This window comes from Methylobacterium sp. HMF5984, from assembly GCF_045033435.1.
Taxonomy (GTDB): domain Bacteria; phylum Pseudomonadota; class Alphaproteobacteria; order Rhizobiales; family Beijerinckiaceae; genus Methylobacterium.
Genome location: NZ_JBJFLN010000001.1, coordinates 3466616 through 3483968, shown reverse-complemented (window position 1 = coordinate 3483968; position 17353 = coordinate 3466616). Strand labels below are relative to the sequence as shown.

General features: G+C 71.9%; 16 protein-coding genes and 1 tRNA gene. 7 read left to right on the top strand and 10 right to left on the bottom strand.

The window, feature by feature from the left end:
* Positions 1-2: 2 nt before the first annotated feature.
* The 5 genes from ACFZ8E_RS16870 to ACFZ8E_RS16850 form a co-directional block, all read right to left on the bottom strand.
* Positions 3-770, bottom strand: coding sequence for an SDR family NAD(P)-dependent oxidoreductase (locus ACFZ8E_RS16870; RefSeq protein WP_147727051.1), 768 nt, complete (start codon positions 768-770; stop codon positions 3-5).
* Positions 767-2050 (bottom strand): beta-ketoacyl-ACP synthase, encoded by a 1284-nt coding sequence (locus ACFZ8E_RS16865; RefSeq protein WP_243938276.1) that lies wholly within the window; start codon positions 2048-2050, stop codon positions 767-769. The genes ACFZ8E_RS16870 and ACFZ8E_RS16865 overlap by 4 nt, the downstream gene beginning before the upstream one ends.
* A gap of 64 nt (positions 2051-2114) precedes the next feature.
* The gene (locus tag ACFZ8E_RS16860) at positions 2115-3377 is read right to left on the bottom strand and encodes an aminopeptidase (protein WP_405043305.1); all 1263 of its coding nucleotides are present in this window, start codon (positions 3375-3377) and stop codon (positions 2115-2117) included.
* A 58-nt stretch (positions 3378-3435) separates the two neighbouring features.
* A complete protein-coding gene (locus tag ACFZ8E_RS16855; RefSeq protein WP_147727054.1) occupies positions 3436-3729 on the bottom strand; it encodes a DUF2218 domain-containing protein in 294 nt (97 codons plus the stop codon).
* A 321-nt stretch (positions 3730-4050) separates the two neighbouring features.
* Positions 4051-5514 carry an FAD-binding oxidoreductase gene (locus ACFZ8E_RS16850; RefSeq protein ID WP_405043304.1) on the bottom strand — a complete coding sequence of 488 codons (1464 nt, stop codon included), beginning with the start codon at positions 5512-5514 and terminating at the stop codon, positions 4051-4053.
* 156 nt (positions 5515-5670) lie between these two features.
* On the opposite strand from ACFZ8E_RS16850, the gene ACFZ8E_RS16845 reads away from it, so the two are divergent.
* From ACFZ8E_RS16845 to ACFZ8E_RS16835, 3 genes are all read left to right on the top strand, one after another.
* Positions 5671-6366 carry a fumarylacetoacetate hydrolase family protein gene (locus ACFZ8E_RS16845; RefSeq protein ID WP_243988815.1) on the top strand — a complete coding sequence of 232 codons (696 nt, stop codon included), beginning with the start codon at positions 5671-5673 and terminating at the stop codon, positions 6364-6366.
* Between the two features lie 20 nt (positions 6367-6386).
* A complete protein-coding gene (locus tag ACFZ8E_RS16840; protein ID WP_405043303.1) occupies positions 6387-6863 on the top strand; it encodes an NUDIX domain-containing protein in 477 nt (158 codons plus the stop codon).
* A 118-nt stretch (positions 6864-6981) separates the two neighbouring features.
* Positions 6982-7056: transfer RNA gene (locus tag ACFZ8E_RS16835), tRNA-Gly, on the top strand.
* A 166-nt stretch (positions 7057-7222) separates the two neighbouring features.
* Here ACFZ8E_RS16835 and ACFZ8E_RS16830 read toward each other — a convergent pair.
* Both ACFZ8E_RS16830 and ACFZ8E_RS16825 read right to left on the bottom strand, forming a co-directional pair.
* Positions 7223-7807: a TadE/TadG family type IV pilus assembly protein gene (locus ACFZ8E_RS16830; RefSeq protein ID WP_405043302.1), complete on the bottom strand. Its 585-nt coding sequence runs from the start codon at positions 7805-7807 to the stop codon at positions 7223-7225.
* Positions 7804-8361, bottom strand: a complete 558-nt coding sequence (locus ACFZ8E_RS16825; RefSeq protein WP_405043301.1) for a TadE/TadG family type IV pilus assembly protein — start codon at positions 8359-8361, stop codon at positions 7804-7806. The genes ACFZ8E_RS16830 and ACFZ8E_RS16825 overlap by 4 nt, the downstream gene beginning before the upstream one ends.
* Before the next feature lie 580 nt (positions 8362-8941).
* Between ACFZ8E_RS16825 and ACFZ8E_RS16820 the strand changes: the two genes are divergently transcribed.
* From ACFZ8E_RS16820 to ACFZ8E_RS16810, 3 genes are read left to right on the top strand one after another with little or no spacing between them, the layout of a single operon-like run.
* Positions 8942-10354 (top strand): TadE/TadG family type IV pilus assembly protein, encoded by a 1413-nt coding sequence (locus ACFZ8E_RS16820; RefSeq protein WP_405043300.1) that lies wholly within the window; start codon positions 8942-8944, stop codon positions 10352-10354.
* Between the two features lie 37 nt (positions 10355-10391).
* Positions 10392-11429: an HD-GYP domain-containing protein gene (locus ACFZ8E_RS16815; protein WP_243932138.1), complete on the top strand. Its 1038-nt coding sequence runs from the start codon at positions 10392-10394 to the stop codon at positions 11427-11429.
* Between the two features lie 44 nt (positions 11430-11473).
* On the top strand, positions 11474-14185 hold the full coding sequence (locus ACFZ8E_RS16810) for an ATP-binding protein (protein WP_405043299.1): 2712 nt from the start codon (positions 11474-11476) through the stop codon (positions 14183-14185).
* Positions 14186-14195: 10 nt separating this feature from the next.
* Here the strand turns inward: ACFZ8E_RS16810 and ACFZ8E_RS16805 are convergent, their stop codons facing one another.
* The gene (locus ACFZ8E_RS16805; RefSeq protein ID WP_147726303.1) at positions 14196-14963 is read right to left on the bottom strand and encodes an NAD kinase; all 768 of its coding nucleotides are present in this window, start codon (positions 14961-14963) and stop codon (positions 14196-14198) included.
* Between the two features lie 104 nt (positions 14964-15067).
* Between ACFZ8E_RS16805 and cutA the strand changes: the two genes are divergently transcribed.
* The gene (gene cutA / locus ACFZ8E_RS16800; RefSeq protein WP_147726304.1) at positions 15068-15400 is read left to right on the top strand and encodes a divalent-cation tolerance protein CutA; all 333 of its coding nucleotides are present in this window, start codon (positions 15068-15070) and stop codon (positions 15398-15400) included.
* Here cutA and ACFZ8E_RS16795 read toward each other — a convergent pair.
* Positions 15379-16524: a glycosyltransferase family 2 protein gene (locus ACFZ8E_RS16795; protein WP_147726305.1), complete on the bottom strand. Its 1146-nt coding sequence runs from the start codon at positions 16522-16524 to the stop codon at positions 15379-15381. The two genes, cutA and ACFZ8E_RS16795, sit on opposite strands and share 22 nt — an antisense overlap.
* Complete coding sequence (locus ACFZ8E_RS16790; protein WP_405044399.1) at positions 16524-17294, bottom strand: lysophospholipid acyltransferase family protein; 771 nt, start codon at positions 17292-17294, stop codon at positions 16524-16526. Before ACFZ8E_RS16790 ends, ACFZ8E_RS16795 begins: the two co-directional genes overlap by 1 nt.
* Positions 17295-17353 lie beyond the last annotated feature (59 nt).

Sequence of the window (17353 nt, the reverse complement as noted above, 5' to 3'; positions counted from 1 at the left end):
GATCAGCGGTGGACGCCCATCATCGCCGTCAGGCCGCCGTCGACGGGCAGGACCGCGCCGGTGACGTAGGCGGCGGGATCCGCCATCAGGAAGGCGGCCAGCGCCGCCACCTCCGTCGGGTCGGCGAAGCGGCCGGCGGGAATCTGGCGCTCCATGCCGGCGCGGTGGGCGGCGTATCCGGCCATCATCGGTGTGTCGACGAAGCCCGGGGCGATCACGTTGACAGTGACGCCGCGCTTGGCCGACTCGATCGCCAGGGTGCGGCAATAGGCGATCAGCGCACCCTTGGTCGCCGCATAGGCCGCGTTGCCGGTGTTGGCGCGCAGCGCCGCCACCGAGCCGATCGCGACGATGCGCCCGGCCCGCGCCCGGATCATCCCGCGCACGAGGCTCTTGGCGATCCGCGTCAGCGAGAAGAAGTTCACCTGCATCAGGGCCTCGGCACGCTCCTGATCGAGCATCGCGGCGAGCGCGTCGTAGGATTGGCCGGCATTGTGGACGAAGCCGTAATAGCTCTTCGCCTCCGCCGCCTCGCAGAAGGCGTCGAGGGCGCCGCGGTCGGCAAGATCCAGCGGGATCGCCTCGAAATCCGCGTCGGGATGGCGGTCGCGCAGCTCGGCGAGCAGGGCCTCGGCCGGCGCCTGCGACGCGCGGAAGGTGAAGTCGACGCCGTGCCCGGCGGCCGCCATCGCCCGCACGATCGCCGAGCCGAGGCCCGAGGCGCCGCCGGTGACGAGGATGCGGCGAGCCGCGGTCGGTGCCGCGCTCATGCCGGCTCGGACCCGAGCACGAGGCAGGTGTTCTGGCCGCCGAAGCCGAACGAGTTCGACAGGACGCGCGCCACGGGCAGGTCGCGCGCCGCGGTGACGATGTCGAGCGGGATCGCCGGATCCGGCACGGCGTAGTTGATCGTCGGAGGAATGCGCCCGTGCCGGATCGTCAGCAGCGAGATCACGGCCTCGATCGCCCCGGCGGCGGTCAGCGTGTGGCCGAGCATCGACTTGTTCGAGGTCACCGGGATGCGCGCGGCGGCGTCCCCGAACACCGCCATCAGGCCCATCGCCTCCATGCGGTCGTTCTCGGGCGTCGAGGTGCCGTGGGCGTTGACCGTGTCGACCGCCTCCGGCCCGATCCCGGCATCGTCGAGGCTGGCGCGGATCGCCGCGATGATCGGCGCGCCGTCGGGGCTGGAGCGGGTGCGATGGAAGCCGTCGCCCTTCTCGCCGCAGCCCAGCACGTAGCCGAGGATCGTCGCGCCGCGCGCGACGGCCGAGGCCGCGTCCTCGAGCACGAGCGCGGCCGCGCCCTCGCCCATGACGAAGCCGTCGCGATTCTTCGAGAACGGCTTCGAGGCGGTCTCCGGCGGGTCGTTCTGGGTCGACAGCGCCGAGAGCAGCGAGAAGCGGATCAGCGATTCCGGGTTCACCGAGCCGTCGGTGCCGATGCAGAGCGCCGCCGTCATCTCGCCGCGCCGGATCGCCTCGACGCCGAGCTGGATCGCGGTGGCGCCCGACGAGCAGGCGGTGGAGAGCGAGATCGGCGAGCCCTTGGTGCCGAAGCGGTCGGCGATGCGGTCGGCCACGGTGCCGAAGATGAAGAGGTCGTGCCACGCGTCGAACTTGCGCGAGGCCGCCGCGTGCTGGAGACCGGCATAGGTCACCGGCCCGTCGCCGCCGCAGGCCTCCGCCAGGGCCTGGCGCTGCGGCCATTCCATCTCGACCGGCGGCACCGCGATGAACAGGGCGCCTGGGAAGTCTCCGGCCGCGCCGATGCCGGCCTGCGTCACCGCCTCCTCGGCCGCCACGCGGGCGAAGCGCTCGGAGAGGGCGGGGGCGACCAGTGGATCGGTGTCGAGGAAGTCGACCGTGCCGGCGATGCGCGTGCGCAGCCCGTCCGTCGGGAAGCGCGCGATCGCGTGGATGCCGGATCGCCCCTGCGTCAGGGCGGTCCATGTCGCGTCCTGGCCGTGCCCGAGGGAGGAGACGATGCCGAGACCGGTGACGGCGACGAGCGGGCGACCGCGGGCGTCGCGATGGGAATGTCCTGCCATGGCGCCGTCTTAATCGGTTTTTTTCGGCCGTGCATCCCGCGGCGTGACGGACCGGGCTCGGCCGTCAGACCCACTCGCCCCGGCGCATCACCGGCACGGACTGCCCGTCGGCGGCGATGCCGTCCACGTCGACCTCGGCCGAGCCGATCATCCAGTCGATGTGGATCAGGCTGCGGTTGGCGCCGCGTGCCGCGAGGTCGTCCTCCGAGAAGTCCTCGCCACCGCCCACGAAGCACTTCGAGTAGGCCTGGCCGAGGGCGATGTGGCTCGCGGCGTTCTCGTCGTAGAGCGTGTTGTAGAACAGCAGCCCCGATGCCGAGATCGCCGAGGAAGCCGGTACCAGCGCGACCTCGCCCAGGCGGCGGGCGCCCTCGTCGGTGTCGAGGACGCGGGCCAGCACGTCGGCGCCCCGGGTGGCGGCCGATTCGACGATGCGGCCTTCCGAGAACCGCACCTGGATGCCCTCGATCAGCGTGCCCTGGTACGAGAGCGGCTTGGTGCTGGCGACGTGGCCCTCGACCCGCGCCCTGTGCGGCGTGGTGAAGACCTCCTCGGTCGGGATGTTGGCGTTGCAGGTGATGCCGCTGCGCGAGGTCGCCGCGCCGCCGCACCATTCGTGGTCGTCGGCGAGGCCTACGGTGAGGTCGGTGCCCGGCCCCCGGAAGCGGATCGCCGAGAAGCGGTGTCCGTTCAGCCTGTCCTTGCGCGCGTGGAGGTGGGCGTTGTGCGCGGCCCAGGCGGCGACCGGATCGGGGCCGTCGACGCGGGAGGCGGCGAACACCGCATCCCAGAGCTTGGCGACCGCCTCCGCCTCGGGGAGGTCAGGGAACACCGTGCGGGCCCAGGCCGGGGTCGCGGCCGAGACGATGGTCCAGTTCGTGGCGAAGTTGGCGATCAACTCGAGCGCCGGCACGTAGGCCTTGGAGCGCGACCGGTTGGCGCGGGCGACCTTCTCCGGATCCTGGGCCGACAGCAGCGACGGGTCGTCGCCGCTGATCGCGAGGCGGGCGGCGCCGTTGCGGTAGGCCTCCGCCATGCCCGCATAGAGCCACCCGGCGGCTGTATCGAAGGCCGCGTCGGAGGCGTGGGCGAAGCGCGCGAGCGTCGCGGCGTCGTCGCCGAGCAGGGTCGTCACCAGCGACGCCCCGGCGCGGTAGGCCTCGGCGGTGATGGCACGCGCCAGCGGCAGCGCGTCGAGGGGCGCGGTCAGGACAAGCTCCTGCCCGGGCTGGAGGTTGAGCCCGACCCGGACCGCAACCGTCGCGAGCCGGTCGAGCCGCTCCTCGTGCGCCGACCTCGCGACCGGCGGCTCAGCATGCGCGTTCATCGCGACCCCTTCGAAACGTCCGATCCTGTGGTGCAAGATCGGTGCGGGGTCCATCGAGTCAAGCGGCGCGGGACCAGGTGATCTCGCCGAGGCTCTCGCGGAAGGCGAAGCGCATCAGGTGGTCGGAGACGACGTTCTCCAGGCGGGTCAGCCCGGCGGGATCGGACGTGGCGATCCGCATCAGCAGGGCGTCGGGCTCGGCGTCGAAGGTGCAGACGCGGTCCTCGCTGAACGGCACGGTGCCGTGCTCGGGGGTCGCCGAAACCGGGAACTTGTGGCTCCAGTGGCGGCAGAGCTGCTGCAGGTAGCGGCTCGCCTCGGCGGTCTGCACGCGGGCCTGAGAGGTGGGCATCTCGATGGTCTCCTTGAAACGTCTCGTCGCGAGCCGGCCGTCGCCTTCGCGACTGCGAAGGCAGGCGGGGACCCAAGCAAGTGCCGGACCCTGGCGCCGGGCGCCGCGACCGGGGTTGACGATAAAACGCAACCTCAGCCGTTAACGCCCCGCTAACGCAGGGAAACCCGCACGCTCCCGGTCTTCTCCCGACCAGTCGCGATTCGAACCTTGGACCGGCCGGAGAGCCGATTTATGGCGCGATGCGTCATCGCATCATGGCAAGACATGGTGCGTCGCACAATCGAAATCCAGCCGGCTCGGCACACCGCGGCGGTCGGCTCAGGGCAGGGCGGGCTGCGGATCGTCGGAGAGAGCGACGACCTTGCCCGGGTTGAGCCGGTCCTGCGGGTCGAGCCCGGCCTTGATCGCGCGCATCAGGTCGAGGGCGACCGGGTCGGCGTAGTGCTGCAGCTCGTCGCGCTTGATCAGGCCGACGCCATGCTCGGCGGCGATCGAGCCGTCCATCGTGGTCACGATGTCGTGGACGATGCGGTTGAAGTCCGCCCAGGTGCCGAGGAACGCGGCCTTGTCCATGCCGACCGGCTGGCTCAGGTTGAAGTGCATGTTGCCGTCGCCGACATGGCCGAAGGCGCAGACCCGCAGGCCCGGCATCGCCGCCTCGCAGGCCGCGCTCGCCTGCTCGACGAAGTCGGCGAGCCGCGACAGGGGCACCGACACGTCGTGCTTGATCGAGCCGCCCTCGTAGCCCTGCGCATCCGAGAGATGCTCACGCAAGGCCCAGAGCGCGAGGTTCTGCGCCTCGCTCGCCCCGAGCGTCGCATCCTCCACGAGCCCGTCCTCGATCGCCTCGGAGAGCGCCGCCTCGAGCTCGGCCCGGGTGTCGGCGTCGGGCCGGGCGGAGGCGAGCTCGATCAGGGCGTAGGCGCCGTGCTCGCCCGCGAGCGGGCGGACCGTGCCGGGCATGTGCCGCAGCACCATGTCGAGCCCGACCGGCGGGATGAACTCGAAGGCGGTGAGGTCCCGGTCGGCGCGCATGCGCAGGCGCGCGAATAGGTCGAGCGCCACGCGGGCCGAGGGCAGCCCGACAAACCCGACCGTGCGCGAGGCGGGCTTCGGGAAGAGCTTCAGCACCGCCTTGGTGATGATGCCGAGGGTGCCTTCCGAGCCGACGAACAGGTGCTTGAGGTCGTATCCGGCGTTGTTCTTGCGCAGAGCCTTGAGGCCGTTCCACACCCGGCCGTCGGCGAGCACCACCTCGAGCCCGAGGACGAGGTCGCGGGCGTTGCCGTAGGCCAGCACCGCGATCCCGCCGGAATTGCACGCCAGCGCGCCGCCGATCCGCGCCGATCCGCGCGAGGCGTAGGAGAGCGGGAACAGCAGCCCGGCGGCGTCGGCCGCGTCCTGCACCTCGGCGAGGATCGCGCCGGCCTCGACCACGATGCTGGCGTTCACCGGATCGAGCGCGAGAACGCGGTTCATCCGCGCGAGCGACAGCACCACGCCGCCATGCGGAACGCCGCCGCCGACGAGCCCGGTGTTGCCGCCCTGCGCCACCACTGCGACGCCCGCCGCCGCGCAGGCCTCGACCACGAAGGCGACCTCCTCGGTCGAGCCCGGCCGCACGGCCGCGAGCGCCGAGCCGCGGTAGAGCTTTCGGGACTCAACGAGATACGGGTCGAGGTCGGACGGGTCGGTCAGAACATGGGGGGCCCCGAGGCGCGCGCGCAGGGTTTCGAGGAGGGTGTCGGCGGACGGGGCCGGGGCGAGGGCGGGTTCGGTCATGATCGGTTCTTCGGCGGGGATTCGCTCGCGGACGCGGCCGCGATGCAAACGCTGCGGGCTGGCATGGACCGGTCGGTGGCCTAAGACTAGCCGCAGCGGGCGCCCGGTCCACCCGATGCCCGAACGACGACCCGCCCCTGTCTCACGAGGCACGCCATGCTGTCCGTCATCCCGAACCCGCCCCGCGTCGCCCTGCCGGTCGCCGGCAGCACGGACCTGTTCCCGGTGCGCCGGGTCTACTGCGTCGGCCGCAACTACGCGGCGCATGCCCGCGAGATGGGGAAGGACCCGGACCGCGAGCCGCCGTTCTTCTTCATGAAGCCGGCCGACGCGTTGCAGCCCTGCGGGCCCGAGCCGACGCGGCACCCCTATCCGCCGCGCACCGAGAACTACCATTTCGAGATCGAGCTGGTGGCGGCGCTCGCCAGCGGCGGCCGCGACATCCCGGTCGAGGCCGCGCGCGATCACGTCTACGGCTACGCCATCGGCCTCGACATGACCCGGCGCGACCTGCAGGACGAGGCCAAGGCCCTGGCCCGGCCATGGGACCTCGGCAAGGCGGCCGACCTCTCCGGCCCGATCGGCCCGATCCATCCGGTCGCCGAGATCGGCCATCCGGCGGCCGGACCGATCACCCTCTCGGTCGACGGCGCCGAGCGCCAGCGCGGCGACCTCGGCGACATGATCTGGTCTGTCGCCGAGCAGATCGCCTACCTCTCGGCCTATTTCGCGCTTGAGCCGGGCGACCTGATCTTCACCGGCACGCCGGCCGGCGTCGGCCCGGTGCGGCGGGGCGAGCGCATGGTGGGGGCGATCGCGGGGCTGGGCGAGATCGTCCTGGACGTGGCCTGAGCGGCCGCGCGGCTCCGCCAATGACGAAGCTCCTCGACCGGCCGCTGGCGCGCCACCTGTTCCACCTCGGCGCGCTGGCGGCGCGCGGCATGACGCTCGGCGTCCGCGGCGCGGCCTTCGACGCGCAGGGCCGGGTCTGCCTCGTGCGCCACACCTACGTCAGCGGCTGGCAGCTGCCGGGCGGCGGCGTCGAGCGCGGCGAGACCGCGCCGGAGGCGATGGCGCGCGAGTTCCGGGAGGAAGCCGAGATCGCCGTCGATCCCGCGGTCGGGCTGCGCCTGCACGGCTTCTACCGCAACCGCGCGGCCTCGCCGCGCGACCACGTCGCCCTCTACGTCGCCCCCGCCTTCACGGTGCTCGGGGAGAAGCGGCCCGACCGCGAGATCGCGGCCTGCGCTTTCTTCGCCCTCGACGCCCTGCCGGACGCGACCACCCGCGCGACGGTGGAACGCCTGCGCGAGATCCGCGACGGCCGTCCGCCCGCCGATCTCTGGTGAGATCGGACGGACGCGAAAAATCCTCGCAGCCGGCGCTTGCAACGCCGGTTGGAATGGTGTTTAGAGAGCGCCGCCGGGGCCGCCGGGCACGAGAGTTTCCAGCGGGCCAGCATTGTGAGCGGGTGTAGCTCAGGGGTAGAGCACAACCTTGCCAAGGTTGGGGTCGAGGGTTCGAATCCCTTCGCCCGCTCCAATTCAGGCACTGATCGAACTGCAAGAGCTGGCTCAGGCCGGCTTTTTGCGTTTCGGGATCGTCTTCGGAAATCGCGGCCTTTCCTGATCGAGCCGGCCGTCGCGCCTCGTGCGTGTGGGCCGCGCCTTCCCGCTCGATCATCGCGGCGCGCGCGATGCGTCTTCGTTCAGAATGCCGCGCAGGGCTTTCCGCCGGGCAGCACAACTTCCTCGCGCCCGAGATAGGTCTTGCCGGCCCGCACCGGCCAGGTCTTGCTGACCACGAACGTCCAGCGGTTCAGGACGGGGAAGACGCCGAACACGGCGGTGTAGGGCAGGCGCAGCTCGGCCATCATCAGGCGGTCCCCGGGGCTTGCCGTTCCGGCCGGCGCGGGGCCGATCGTCGAGCCGGCCGCGCGCTGCGTGTCGTTGCGCGCGACGCTGGAGCAGACTTTCGCCACGGGGGTCGACCCGTCGAGGTAGATCCCGCCGGCGGTGAGCACGATCCCGGCACGGCCGAGGTCGTACGGGCTTGAGACGGCCTGTGCGGCGGCGTAGACGTCGGCAATGTCGGTCACGTCGGCGCGCGAGATCAGGTCCGCCATCGTCGTCGCCGCGAGCGAGACCCGGCGCCCCGTGGTGATCGCGCACGGAAGCTCGATCGAGGCCATGAACATCAGGACCAGGATCGGGGCGATGAAGGCGAACTCGACGCCGCTGACGCCGCCTTCCGCACGCGCGAACCGCCCGAGGCCGCCCCGGCCCGCCGTCATTGGCAGGACTTCGCGTCGTAGGCTTCCGCCCGGAAGATCACGGTCGAGACGAGGAGCTGGCGGTTGTCGGCGAGGCGACGCCCGGTGAAGTCGAGGAACGCGAACAGCCGCAGGATCGGGACGGCCGCACGGATCGCGATCACGTCGTCCCCCGTCGGGCACTGGAACTGGGTGCCGAAACTTTGCGAGACGGTCCTGGTCTGTGTGTCGTAGGGCTCGGACACCTGCGAGCCCTTGAAGGTCTCCGCCCGCGTCACGTCGAGGCGGACGTCCCGGCAGGCGAAGAACAGGCTGGAATTGCCGCACATCAGCTGCCGCAGGCGCTGTGCCGGGTCCGAGCCGTCGGCCCGGTCCTGGAACTCGCCCGTCCGCAGCAGGCGCGAGGCCCGGTCGACGGACACGTCGAGGGTCTGCTGGGCCAGCACGACCACGCCGGATTCGGCGACGACGCCGAGCAGGGCGATGAAGGGCAGCGCCAGCATCGCGAACTCGACGGCGGCGACGCCGCGACGGTCGGCCAGCAGGCCCGCCCGGATCGGAGCCGCCGCGGGCACGAACCGGACCCGCGCCCATGCGTGAACCGATGCGCGGCGAAGCCACGCCCGGAGATCCGCAGCGCGAGCGGCGATCGAGCCGACGGGTCCGGGCCGATCGATCGGCAACGTGCAGCGTGTCCTGGGCGTCCGACGCATTCTCGGCCTGAAGGGCATCGGACCGCCGATCGTCGGCCCGGTCCTACCCCGAATGGACCGCAGTCTACGGTGGTAGAGCTTTAAAATTCCTGAGGCCGGGCAAGGCAATCGCAGCGGCGACGACGCGATCCGAGCGGCGAACAGGCCTACAACCTGGGGTAATACCGATATTCGATGCCGGCCGGGCGCTACGGTCGATGTCGTCGACAGGCCGCCGCAAATTTCTACCTGTAGATGTAGATTCAGGCTCGATCCTGCAATGGTTCTCGTCCGGAGACGAGCATCGACCCTAAAAATTCAATCCTTGATTGTTTTCATAGAGTCCTGCACGCCAGACGCGATCACTCTGCGCCCGCCTCCATCCGATCGGATCGAGAGGGCCTTTCATTAATCCGAAGCCTGTAGACCCGTCGGTTCAAGATGGGCCGAGGAGGCGGTCGGGATGGGGAGCGGGTGGCGAACGGAGCATCGCGGCGGCGTGGCGTTCGCGTCCGCGGCGTCTCGCTTCCGGGCGTTCGGAGCCGACGGACGCGGCGCCGTGGCCGTCATCTTCTGCCTCTGCGCGACGGTGCTGCTCGGCCTCGTCGGCGGCGGCGTCGACTATGCGCGCCTCGCGGCCCGGCGGAACCAGTTGCAGGCCGCCGTCGACGCCGGAGCGCTCGCCGGCGGCAACGCCCTCAAGCTTGCCCTGTCGAGCACCGCCGCGGTGGTCGGCGTCACCGAGCAGACGGTGCGATCGGAGGCGAAATCGCCGCCGGACCGGCCGCTGACCGTGCAGGTCACGGTCGCGCCCGACAAGACCAACGTCGCGGCGATCGCCGCCGAGAGCTACAATCTGTCCTTCGGCAGCTTCGTTGGGATGCCCGCCGCCAAGCTCGCGGTGAAGGCGCAGGCGAGCGTCGTCGGTCGGATGCGCCTGTGCATGCTGGCGCTCGACCCCTTCGCCGCCGGCGCGTTCAACCTGCAGAAGAACGCGCAGGTCACCGCCACCGATTGCGCCCTCTACTCGAACTCCGTCTCGGGAACGGGAATGGTGGGCCAGGACAACGCAATCGCCAAGGCGCAGACGATCTGCTCGGCCGGTGGCTACCTCGGCGTGCGCGCGAACTTCAGCCCGACGCCGCAGACCGGGTGCCCGGTGATCGAGGATCCGCTTAAGGACCGCGCCGCGCCGCCGATCGGCGCCTGCGCGACGCTGCCGTTCCCGCTCAACCTGCTCAACGTGCTCGCGATCAAGACAATCGACAGAGACATCACCCTGGAGCCGGGCACCTATTGCGCCGGCCTGCACATCACCAAGGACGCCGTCGTCACGCTGAAGCCTGGCATCTACGTGATGAAGGACGGTCCGCTCGTCGTCGACAAGAAGGCGACGCTCACCGGCACCGACGTGGCCTTCTACTTCACCGGGAACAACGGCGGCCTGGTCTTCGACAAGAAGACCACCATCAGCCTGACCGCCCCCACGACCGGGATCATGGCTGGCCTGCTGCTGTCGGAGGATCGCGGGGTCATCCTGCCGATCGATCCGACGGCGCTCGTCGAGACCCTGCTCGGGGACATCATCAGCCCGACGCCGCCGCCGCTCGCCTTCACCAAGCCGGTGCGGACCTACCGCATCATCAGCGACAACGCCCGCACCATGCTCGGCACGATCTACCTGCCGGCGGGCCGCCTGGTGATCGACGCATCCAGGCCGGTGGCCGACCAGTCGGCCTACACCGTGATCGTGGCCCAGCAGATCAACCTCTACGAAGGCCCGAACCTCGTCCTCAACGCGAATTACGCCGCGACGAGCGTGCCGGTGCCGAAGGGCGTCGGCCCGGTCTCCGGCCGGCTGCTGCTGACGCAATGACGACGGGCCCCCTTCACCGCCGACGGGATGGAGCCTCATGCTCGCGCTGATCCTCGATGATGCGGAACTCAACAACCTGCTCGTCGTCCAGGCGCTGAAGCCCGTGCCCGACTGCGAGCCGGTCGAGTTCACCTGCCCCGTCGCGGCGCTGGCGTTCCTGCGCGACAACGTCGAGCGCATCGGCATCGCCATCACCGACTACGACATGCCGGGGATGACCGGGCTCGAGTTCATTGCGGCCGCGCGCGGCGTGGCGGGCTTCGCCCACGTGCCGATCGTCATGGTGACGAGCATGGACCAGCGCACGATCCGCCGGCAGGCGCTCGATGCCGGCGCCACCGACTTCCTGGGCAAGCCGTTCGACCCCGCCGAGATCCGGGCGCGCGTCGGCAACCTGATGAAGATCAGCCACGCCCACCGCCAGGAGCAGGACCGCGCGGCGTGGCTGGCGCGCGAGGTCGCCGCCGCCGTCTCGGTGATCGAGGCGCGCGAGCGCGAGATCATCGACCTTCTGATGCGCGCGGCCGAGCACCGCGACACCGACACCGGCAACCACATCGCGCGGGTTTCGACCTATGTCGGCATCATCGCGAGGAACCTCGGCTTCGACGCCGAATATTGCCGCCTCCTGAGCCTCGCCTCGACGATGCACGACGTCGGCAAGATCGGCGTGCCCGACGCGATCCTGCTCAAGCAGGGCGCGCTCTCGGTCGACGAGCGCAGCGAGATGGAGAAGCACGCCGAGCGCGGCCGCCGCATCCTCGAAGGCAGCACCTCGAACGTGGTTCAGCTCGCCGCCGAGATCGCCGCGAGCCACCACGAGCGCTGGGACGGCACCGGGTATCCGGCGGGCCTGGCCGGCGAGGCGATCCCGCTGTCGGGCCGCATCGTCGCCGTGGCCGACGTGTTCGACGCCCTGGTCTCGGAGCGGCCGTACAAGGAGGCCTGGTCGCTCGAGAAGGCGCGGGCGCTCCTGTCCGACAACGCAGGCTCGCACTTCGACCCGGCCTGCGTCGCGGCGTTCCTGGCCGGCTGGGGCGAGGTCGAGCGGCAATGGCTGCGCGCAGCCGCGTGAGCCGACGCGATCGGATGCGACGTTCGAAGGAAGGCCGGGGCACGATGCGTTGGAAGGCACTGGACCCGCGGCGGTCCCTCGCGGGCCGGGTCGCCTGGGCGGTCGTCGGCGCCGTCGCGGTGGCGCTCCTCGTCGCGACCACGCTCTCGGTCTGGCGCGAGGTCGACCGCTACGCCGCCGACAAGCGCGAGGCCCTGCGCACGGTCGCGCGCGTGCTCGCGCAGAGCGGCGCCGGCGCCATCGCGAGCGACGACGCGGATGCGGCCGACACCACCCTTCGGGCGATCGCGCGCAACCCCTCGCTGGTCTACGCCGCGCTGATTCGCCCGGACGGCAGCATCCTCGGCGAGCAGGGCATCGGGCTCAGGCTGTCGAACGACCTCGACCTCGACGCCGCCGAGCAGCCGTCGCTCCTCGCTCTGCTCCTCACCCGGACCCTCAAGGTCGGCGAGCCGGTGCTGGAGAACCAGCGCGAGATCGGCCGGGTCGTGGTGGTGGCCGAGACCGGCGACCTCGCCGACCGCCTCGGCGGCGTCGCGCTCAACGCGCTGCTCGCCGGCCTCGTCGCGGTGGCCGTCGGCCTCGCGGTCTCGCTCAGGCTTCAGCGTGCCGTGACGCGGCCGTTGACCGCGCTCGCCGGCACCATGGACGCGGTGCGCTCGCGCCACGACTACAGCCGACGGGCCGACGTCACCACCGACGACGAGGTCGGGGCCCTGGCCCAGACCTTCAACGACCTGCTCGGCGCGGTGAAGGTCCGCGACCGGCAGCTCGCCGCCTACAGCACCGGGCTGGAGGAGGAGGTCCGCGTGCGGACCCACGATCTCAGCGAGGCGCGGGAGCAGGCGGACGCCGCCAACGCCGCGAAATCCACCTTCCTCGCCACCATGAGCCACGAGATCCGCACGCCGATGAACGGCATGCTGGTGATGGCCGAGCTCCTGGCCGCCACCGACCTGCCGCCGCGCCAGCGCCGCTACGCCGAGGTGATCGCGCGCTCGGGACAATCGCTGCTGGCGATCATCAACGACATCCTCGACTTCGCGAAGGTGGAGGCCGGCAAGCTCGAATTAGAGCGCGCCGCGATCAGCCCGGCCGAAATCGCCGACTCGGTCGTCACGCTGTTCGGCGAGCGCGCCCGCACGGCCGGGCTCGACCTCGCGGCCGAGATCGGCGCGGACGTGCCCGCCGGCATGGTCGGCGACCCGGTGCGCCTCGGCCAGGTCGTCAGCAACTTCGTCTCCAACGCCCTCAAGTTCACGGAAGCGGGCCACGTCCTCGTCCGCATGAGGACCTGCGACGGCGGGCGGATGCTGGAGATCGCCGTCGTCGACACCGGCATCGGCATTCCGCAGGACAAGATCGCCGGGGTGTTCACCGCCTTCACCCAGGCCGACCAATCGACCACGCGCCGCTTCGGCGGCACCGGCCTCGGCCTCTCGATCGCGGAGCGCCTGATCGCGGCGATGGGCGGCGGCGTCGGCCTCGAGAGCCGCGTCGGCGAGGGCTCGACCTTCTGGGCGCGGATCCCGATCGAAGCGCCGGAGACGGCCGAGACGATCCGCCGGTCGGCCGAGGCGCCGAAGGGCGTCGTGCTCGCCGGCCTCGGCGGTGCGACACGCGTGGCGCTGGCGGCGGGCCTCGTCGAGGCGGACCTCGCCCCGCTTGCGGACACCGCGCCGGATCGCGCACCCTGGATCATGGATGCGGCCGAGCTGCTCGCGCGGGGGCGCCGCCCGGACGCGGCCCTGCGGGTGGTCGCGGTGGTGCCGATGGGCGATCCGGCCGGTCAGCAGGCGCTCCGCGCCGGGCTCGCCGACGAGGTCTTGCGCTGGCCCGTGGTGCAGGCAGAGTGGCGGCCGGTGCTGGCAGCGCTCGCCGCCGACCGCCCGTTCGCCGCGAACGCGCCGCGTTCCACTACCTCCGCCGACGCCCTGCCGCGCTTCCCTCAGGCCCGCGTGCTCGTCGCCGACGACAGCGCCGTGAACCTGGAGGTCGCGATCGAGGCGCTGGCGCGCTGCGGCGTGACGGACGTGATCACCGTCGGGGACGGCGCGCAGGCGATGGCCGCGAGCGCGGCCGCCCATTTCGATCTGGTCCTGATGGACGGCAGCATGCCGGTTCTCGACGGGTTCGAAGCGACGCGCGCGATCCGCCGCCGCGAGGCCGAGACCGGCGCCGCCCGCCTGCCGATCGTCGCGATGACCGCGCACGTGATCGGCGACGGAGCGCTCGCGTGGCAGGACGCCGACATGGACGGGACGCTGGCAAAACCCTTCACCCTGGCCCAGCTCGCGCAGGTGCTCGGCCGCTTCGTCGTGGCCGACGCGCCCGGTGCGGACACGCTTGCGTCCCGGGTGGACGCCTTCGACGAAGCAGGCTCGGACCAGCCTTCCGCCCCCGGGCTCCTCGACAGCGAAACCCTCGAAGGCCTCGCCGAGATGGGCGACGGCGCCTTCCTGGCGCGCGTGCTCGGCCTCTACACCGGGCAGGCGCCGGCGGCGCTGACCGCGCTGGAAGCCGCGATCCCCGGAGGCGAAGCCGGCACCGTCGCCAGCGCCGCCCACGGCCTGAAGTCGATGAGCGCGAACATCGGCGCGACGCGGCTGGTCGGGTTGCTCGCCGCGGTCGAGGGCGGGGCTCGGAGTTCGGGCACCATCCCCGATGCGGGGCAGATGGCGGAGATCCGTGCGGCGTTCGCGGAGACTTTGTGCGCGCTCGCCGCTTACGGGGCGCGCAGGGATCTCGCTGCGTAGGCGAGCGCCTTCAGCCGAACTGCTCGCGCAGGATGCGCTCGTCGAGGCTGTGGCCGGGGTCGTGCAGCAGCACGAGATCGGTCTCCCGGTCGAGCCAGGTGTCGACCATCGACACCCGGCGGAACTCGGTGTGGTCGGCCACCGCCGCGACGGGCCTATGCTCGGCGTCGAGCACCTCGATCCGGATGTGGGCGTGGTCCGGCAGCAGCGCGCCGCGCCAGCGCCGGGGCCGGAACGCCGAGATCGGCGTCAGCGCCAGGAGCTTGGCGTTGAGCGGCAGGATCGGGCCCCCGACTGACAGGTTGTAGGCGGTGGAGCCGGCCGCGGTGGCGGCGAGCACCCCGTCGGCGATCAGCTCGGGCAGCCGCACCTGCCCGTCGACCGAGATCTTGAGCTTGGCGGTCTGGTGGGTCTGGCGCAGCAGGTAGACCTCGTTGATCGAGCGCGCGCGGTGGCTGCGCCCCTCGGTGTCGTGCGCCTCCATCAGCAGCGGGTGGACGACGCTGCGATGCGCGGCCTCCAGGCGCTCCAGGAGGGTATCCTCGCGGAACTCGTTCATCAGGAAGCCGACGGTGCCGCGGTTCATGCCGTAGATCGGCTTCTTCGCGTCCATGAAGCGGTGGAGCACCTGCAGCATCAGGCCGTCGCCGCCGAGGGCGACCACCACGTCGGCCTCCTCGGGCGCGACGTGGTCGTAGCGCCGCATCAGGGCGGCGGCCGCCTCGCGGGCGTCGGGCGTCGGGCTCGCGACGAAGGCGACCTTGTGGAAGCGCGGCATGCGTGACCCGGACCCACCTGAGTTGACGCGGAGCCGGAGCGGGGCTCAATCCTGCGCGTGCACCATGCTTCGTGCGTGCGCCCAGTCGTTCAGAGAGCCATAGCATGGAGCGTCCGCTCCTCGTCTATACCACGTTCCCCGATGCCGAGACGGCGCTCGCCGTCGGCGAGACGCTGGTGCGGGACAAGCTCGCCGCCTGCGTCAACGTGCTGCCCGGGATGCGCTCGGTCTACGCCTGGAAGGGCGCGATCGAGCACGGCAGCGAGGTCGTCGCGATCGTGAAGACGCGCACGGGCCTGTCGGACACCCTCGCCGCGGCCCTGAAGGCGCGCCATCCCTACGAGACGCCGATCGTCCTGCACCTCGCGGTCGCCGAGGCGGATGCGGAGACGGCGGCGTGGATCCTCTCGGAGACTCAGGCGCCGCCGGTCGGATAGCTGCGGCCCTTCCAGACGGCGGCGCCGGCGCGCTTGCGGCGCAGCAGCACGTTCCACTGGATCGCCAGCGCGACCACGACCGCCGCGGGGTGGAGCGGGATGGTCGCGGCCGGCTCGTCGGTCACCAGGGTGATCGCCGTGCGGGTCGCCAGCGAGACGGCGAGCGCCGCGAACGCCAGGAACCAGGTCGCAGCGTCGAGGCCGCCGAGGAGGCCGGCCAGCACCAGCACGGGCGGGAGGACGTGGCCGAGGCCGAGCAGGGCGGTCCAGACCGGCAGCGCCACCGGCGTCGCCATGCCCTCGTGGGCGTTCTTCGAGAACCCGGCCCAGCACTGCGAGAATCCCGTATACATCCGGCAATCGGCGAGCGCGTGCCCGGCGACGAGGTCGGTGCGGTGTCCGGCCGCGCGCAGCAGCCGGGGCAGCTTCACCCCGTCGTGCAGGAAGCGGCGGATGGCGCCGTGGCCGCCGATCGCCGCGTAGGCGTCGCGCCCGATCAGGAGGAGCTGCCCGCAGGCCGTGCCCAAAGCCGGGCGCATCGAGGCGCGCATCATCGCCACCGGCAGGTAGCCGACGAGCAGGAAGTTGATCATCGGCACGGTGAGCTTCTCGCCAAGCGTACCCATCACCTGCCGCGGCACCGCGCTGACGAGGCCCGATCCGGTGCGGCGGGCATGGGCGACGAGGCCGGCCGCCGCGAACGGCTTGAGCCGCACGTCGGCGTCGACGAAGAGCAGATGCGCGCCACGTGCCTCGCCGGCGAGGTGGGCGCAGGCGTGGTTCTTGCCGGTCCAGTCCTCCGGCAGCGGCGGCACAGGCACGAGGCGCAGGCGCGGCTCGCCGGCGGCGATGCTCGCGACGATCTCGGCGGTGGCGTCGGTCGAGTGGTCGTCGCCGACCAGCACCTCGACGGCGACGCCGACGCCGGCGAGCGCCGCCCGAACGGTCGCCGCGATATGGGCGGCCTCGTTGCGCGCCGGGATGAGGATCGAGACGAGGCCCGCCTCCGGCCCGTCCGGCTCGGGCGTGCGCAGCAGCGTCAGGTTCATCGCGGCGAGGACGGCCGGCAGGAGCGCGGCCGCGAGCGCCAGGATCGCGAGGGCGGGCAGCACGAGGTCGACCATCAGCGCTGCGCTTCCTCGGCCCGGGTCTCCCGCCCGGCCGCGGCCCGGTGGCCGGCCTCGAAGCGCCGCCCGCGCAGGGCCGCCGCCATCCGCCGCCAGCCGTCGTACAGGCCGCCGACGCCCTGGCGCCCCGCGGCGAGGTCGTGGAACCGCGCCGGATCGCGGGCGATCACGTCGGCGCTCAGGCGATCGAGGACGGCGGTGAGGTCGGCCTCCAGCCGCGCGAGGCGCTCGCCGCGGGGCAAATCGCCCAGGGTCCGCCCGGACACGGGTTGGCCGAAGGCCGCGCAGGCCTCGGCGCCGCTCTCGTCCCAGAACGCGTATTCGAGCGCCAGCGGCACGAACTGCGCGTCCGGCGCGATCTCGGCGAGCCGGGCGACGCCGGCGCGCAGGGCAAGCGGCCGGCTGCGCACGTCGGCGAAGCGCCCCTGGGCGGTGATCCAGAGCACGCTCGCGGGCCGGGCCAGGATCTCGCGCGAGGCCGCCATGAACTGCGCCGCGCCGCGCGGCGTGTCGAGGTCGACGCCGAACGCGCCCATCCGGCGGAAGACACCGTAGCGTTCCAGCATCCGCGCGTCGAACGGCGCGTAGCTCGACCGCTCGGGAAACAGGCGCCCGGCGAGCAGGATGATCACCGCCGCATCCCACCAGGCCGGATGGTTGCAGTAGACCACCACCGGCCCCGGGCCGAGCTCCGGCGCCGCCCCCCAGCGCGGGAGGCGCAGGGCGTTCATCCGCCGCCGGAGGAAGCGATCGAAGTAGGCGACCATGAACCGCCACACCACCGGCGAGGCCGGCGGCGGCGCCCGGAACCGGCGGCTGCGATCGG

Excerpts from the sequence above, each read along its gene's own strand:
- ACFZ8E_RS16855 (WP_147727054.1), bottom strand. The coding sequence starts at position 3,729 with ATGCCCACCTCTCAGGCCCGCGTGCAGACCGCCGAGGCGAGCCGCTAC.
- ACFZ8E_RS16845 (WP_243988815.1), top strand. The coding sequence starts at position 5,671 with ATGCTGTCCGTCATCCCGAACCCGCCCCGCGTCGCCCTGCCGGTCGCC.
- ACFZ8E_RS16830 (WP_405043302.1), bottom strand. The coding sequence starts at position 7,807 with ATGACGGCGGGCCGGGGCGGCCTCGGGCGGTTCGCGCGTGCGGAAGGC.
- ACFZ8E_RS16820 (WP_405043300.1), top strand. The coding sequence starts at position 8,942 with ATGGGGAGCGGGTGGCGAACGGAGCATCGCGGCGGCGTGGCGTTCGCG.
- cutA (WP_147726304.1), top strand. The coding sequence starts at position 15,068 with ATGGAGCGTCCGCTCCTCGTCTATACCACGTTCCCCGATGCCGAGACG.
- ACFZ8E_RS16865 (WP_243938276.1), bottom strand. The coding sequence starts at position 2,050 with ATGGCAGGACATTCCCATCGCGACGCCCGCGGTCGCCCGCTCGTCGCC.
- ACFZ8E_RS16850 (WP_405043304.1), bottom strand. The coding sequence starts at position 5,514 with ATGACCGAACCCGCCCTCGCCCCGGCCCCGTCCGCCGACACCCTCCTC.
- ACFZ8E_RS16815 (WP_243932138.1), top strand. The coding sequence starts at position 10,392 with ATGCTCGCGCTGATCCTCGATGATGCGGAACTCAACAACCTGCTCGTC.
- ACFZ8E_RS16805 (WP_147726303.1), bottom strand. The coding sequence starts at position 14,963 with ATGCCGCGCTTCCACAAGGTCGCCTTCGTCGCGAGCCCGACGCCCGAC.
- ACFZ8E_RS16810 (WP_405043299.1), top strand. The coding sequence starts at position 11,474 with ATGCGTTGGAAGGCACTGGACCCGCGGCGGTCCCTCGCGGGCCGGGTC.
- ACFZ8E_RS16840 (WP_405043303.1), top strand. The coding sequence starts at position 6,387 with ATGACGAAGCTCCTCGACCGGCCGCTGGCGCGCCACCTGTTCCACCTC.
- ACFZ8E_RS16790 (WP_405044399.1), bottom strand. The coding sequence starts at position 17,294 with ATGGTCGCCTACTTCGATCGCTTCCTCCGGCGGCGGATGAACGCCCTG.
- ACFZ8E_RS16870 (WP_147727051.1), bottom strand. The coding sequence starts at position 770 with ATGAGCGCGGCACCGACCGCGGCTCGCCGCATCCTCGTCACCGGCGGC.
- ACFZ8E_RS16860 (WP_405043305.1), bottom strand. The coding sequence starts at position 3,377 with ATGAACGCGCATGCTGAGCCGCCGGTCGCGAGGTCGGCGCACGAGGAG.
- ACFZ8E_RS16795 (WP_147726305.1), bottom strand. The coding sequence starts at position 16,524 with ATGGTCGACCTCGTGCTGCCCGCCCTCGCGATCCTGGCGCTCGCGGCC.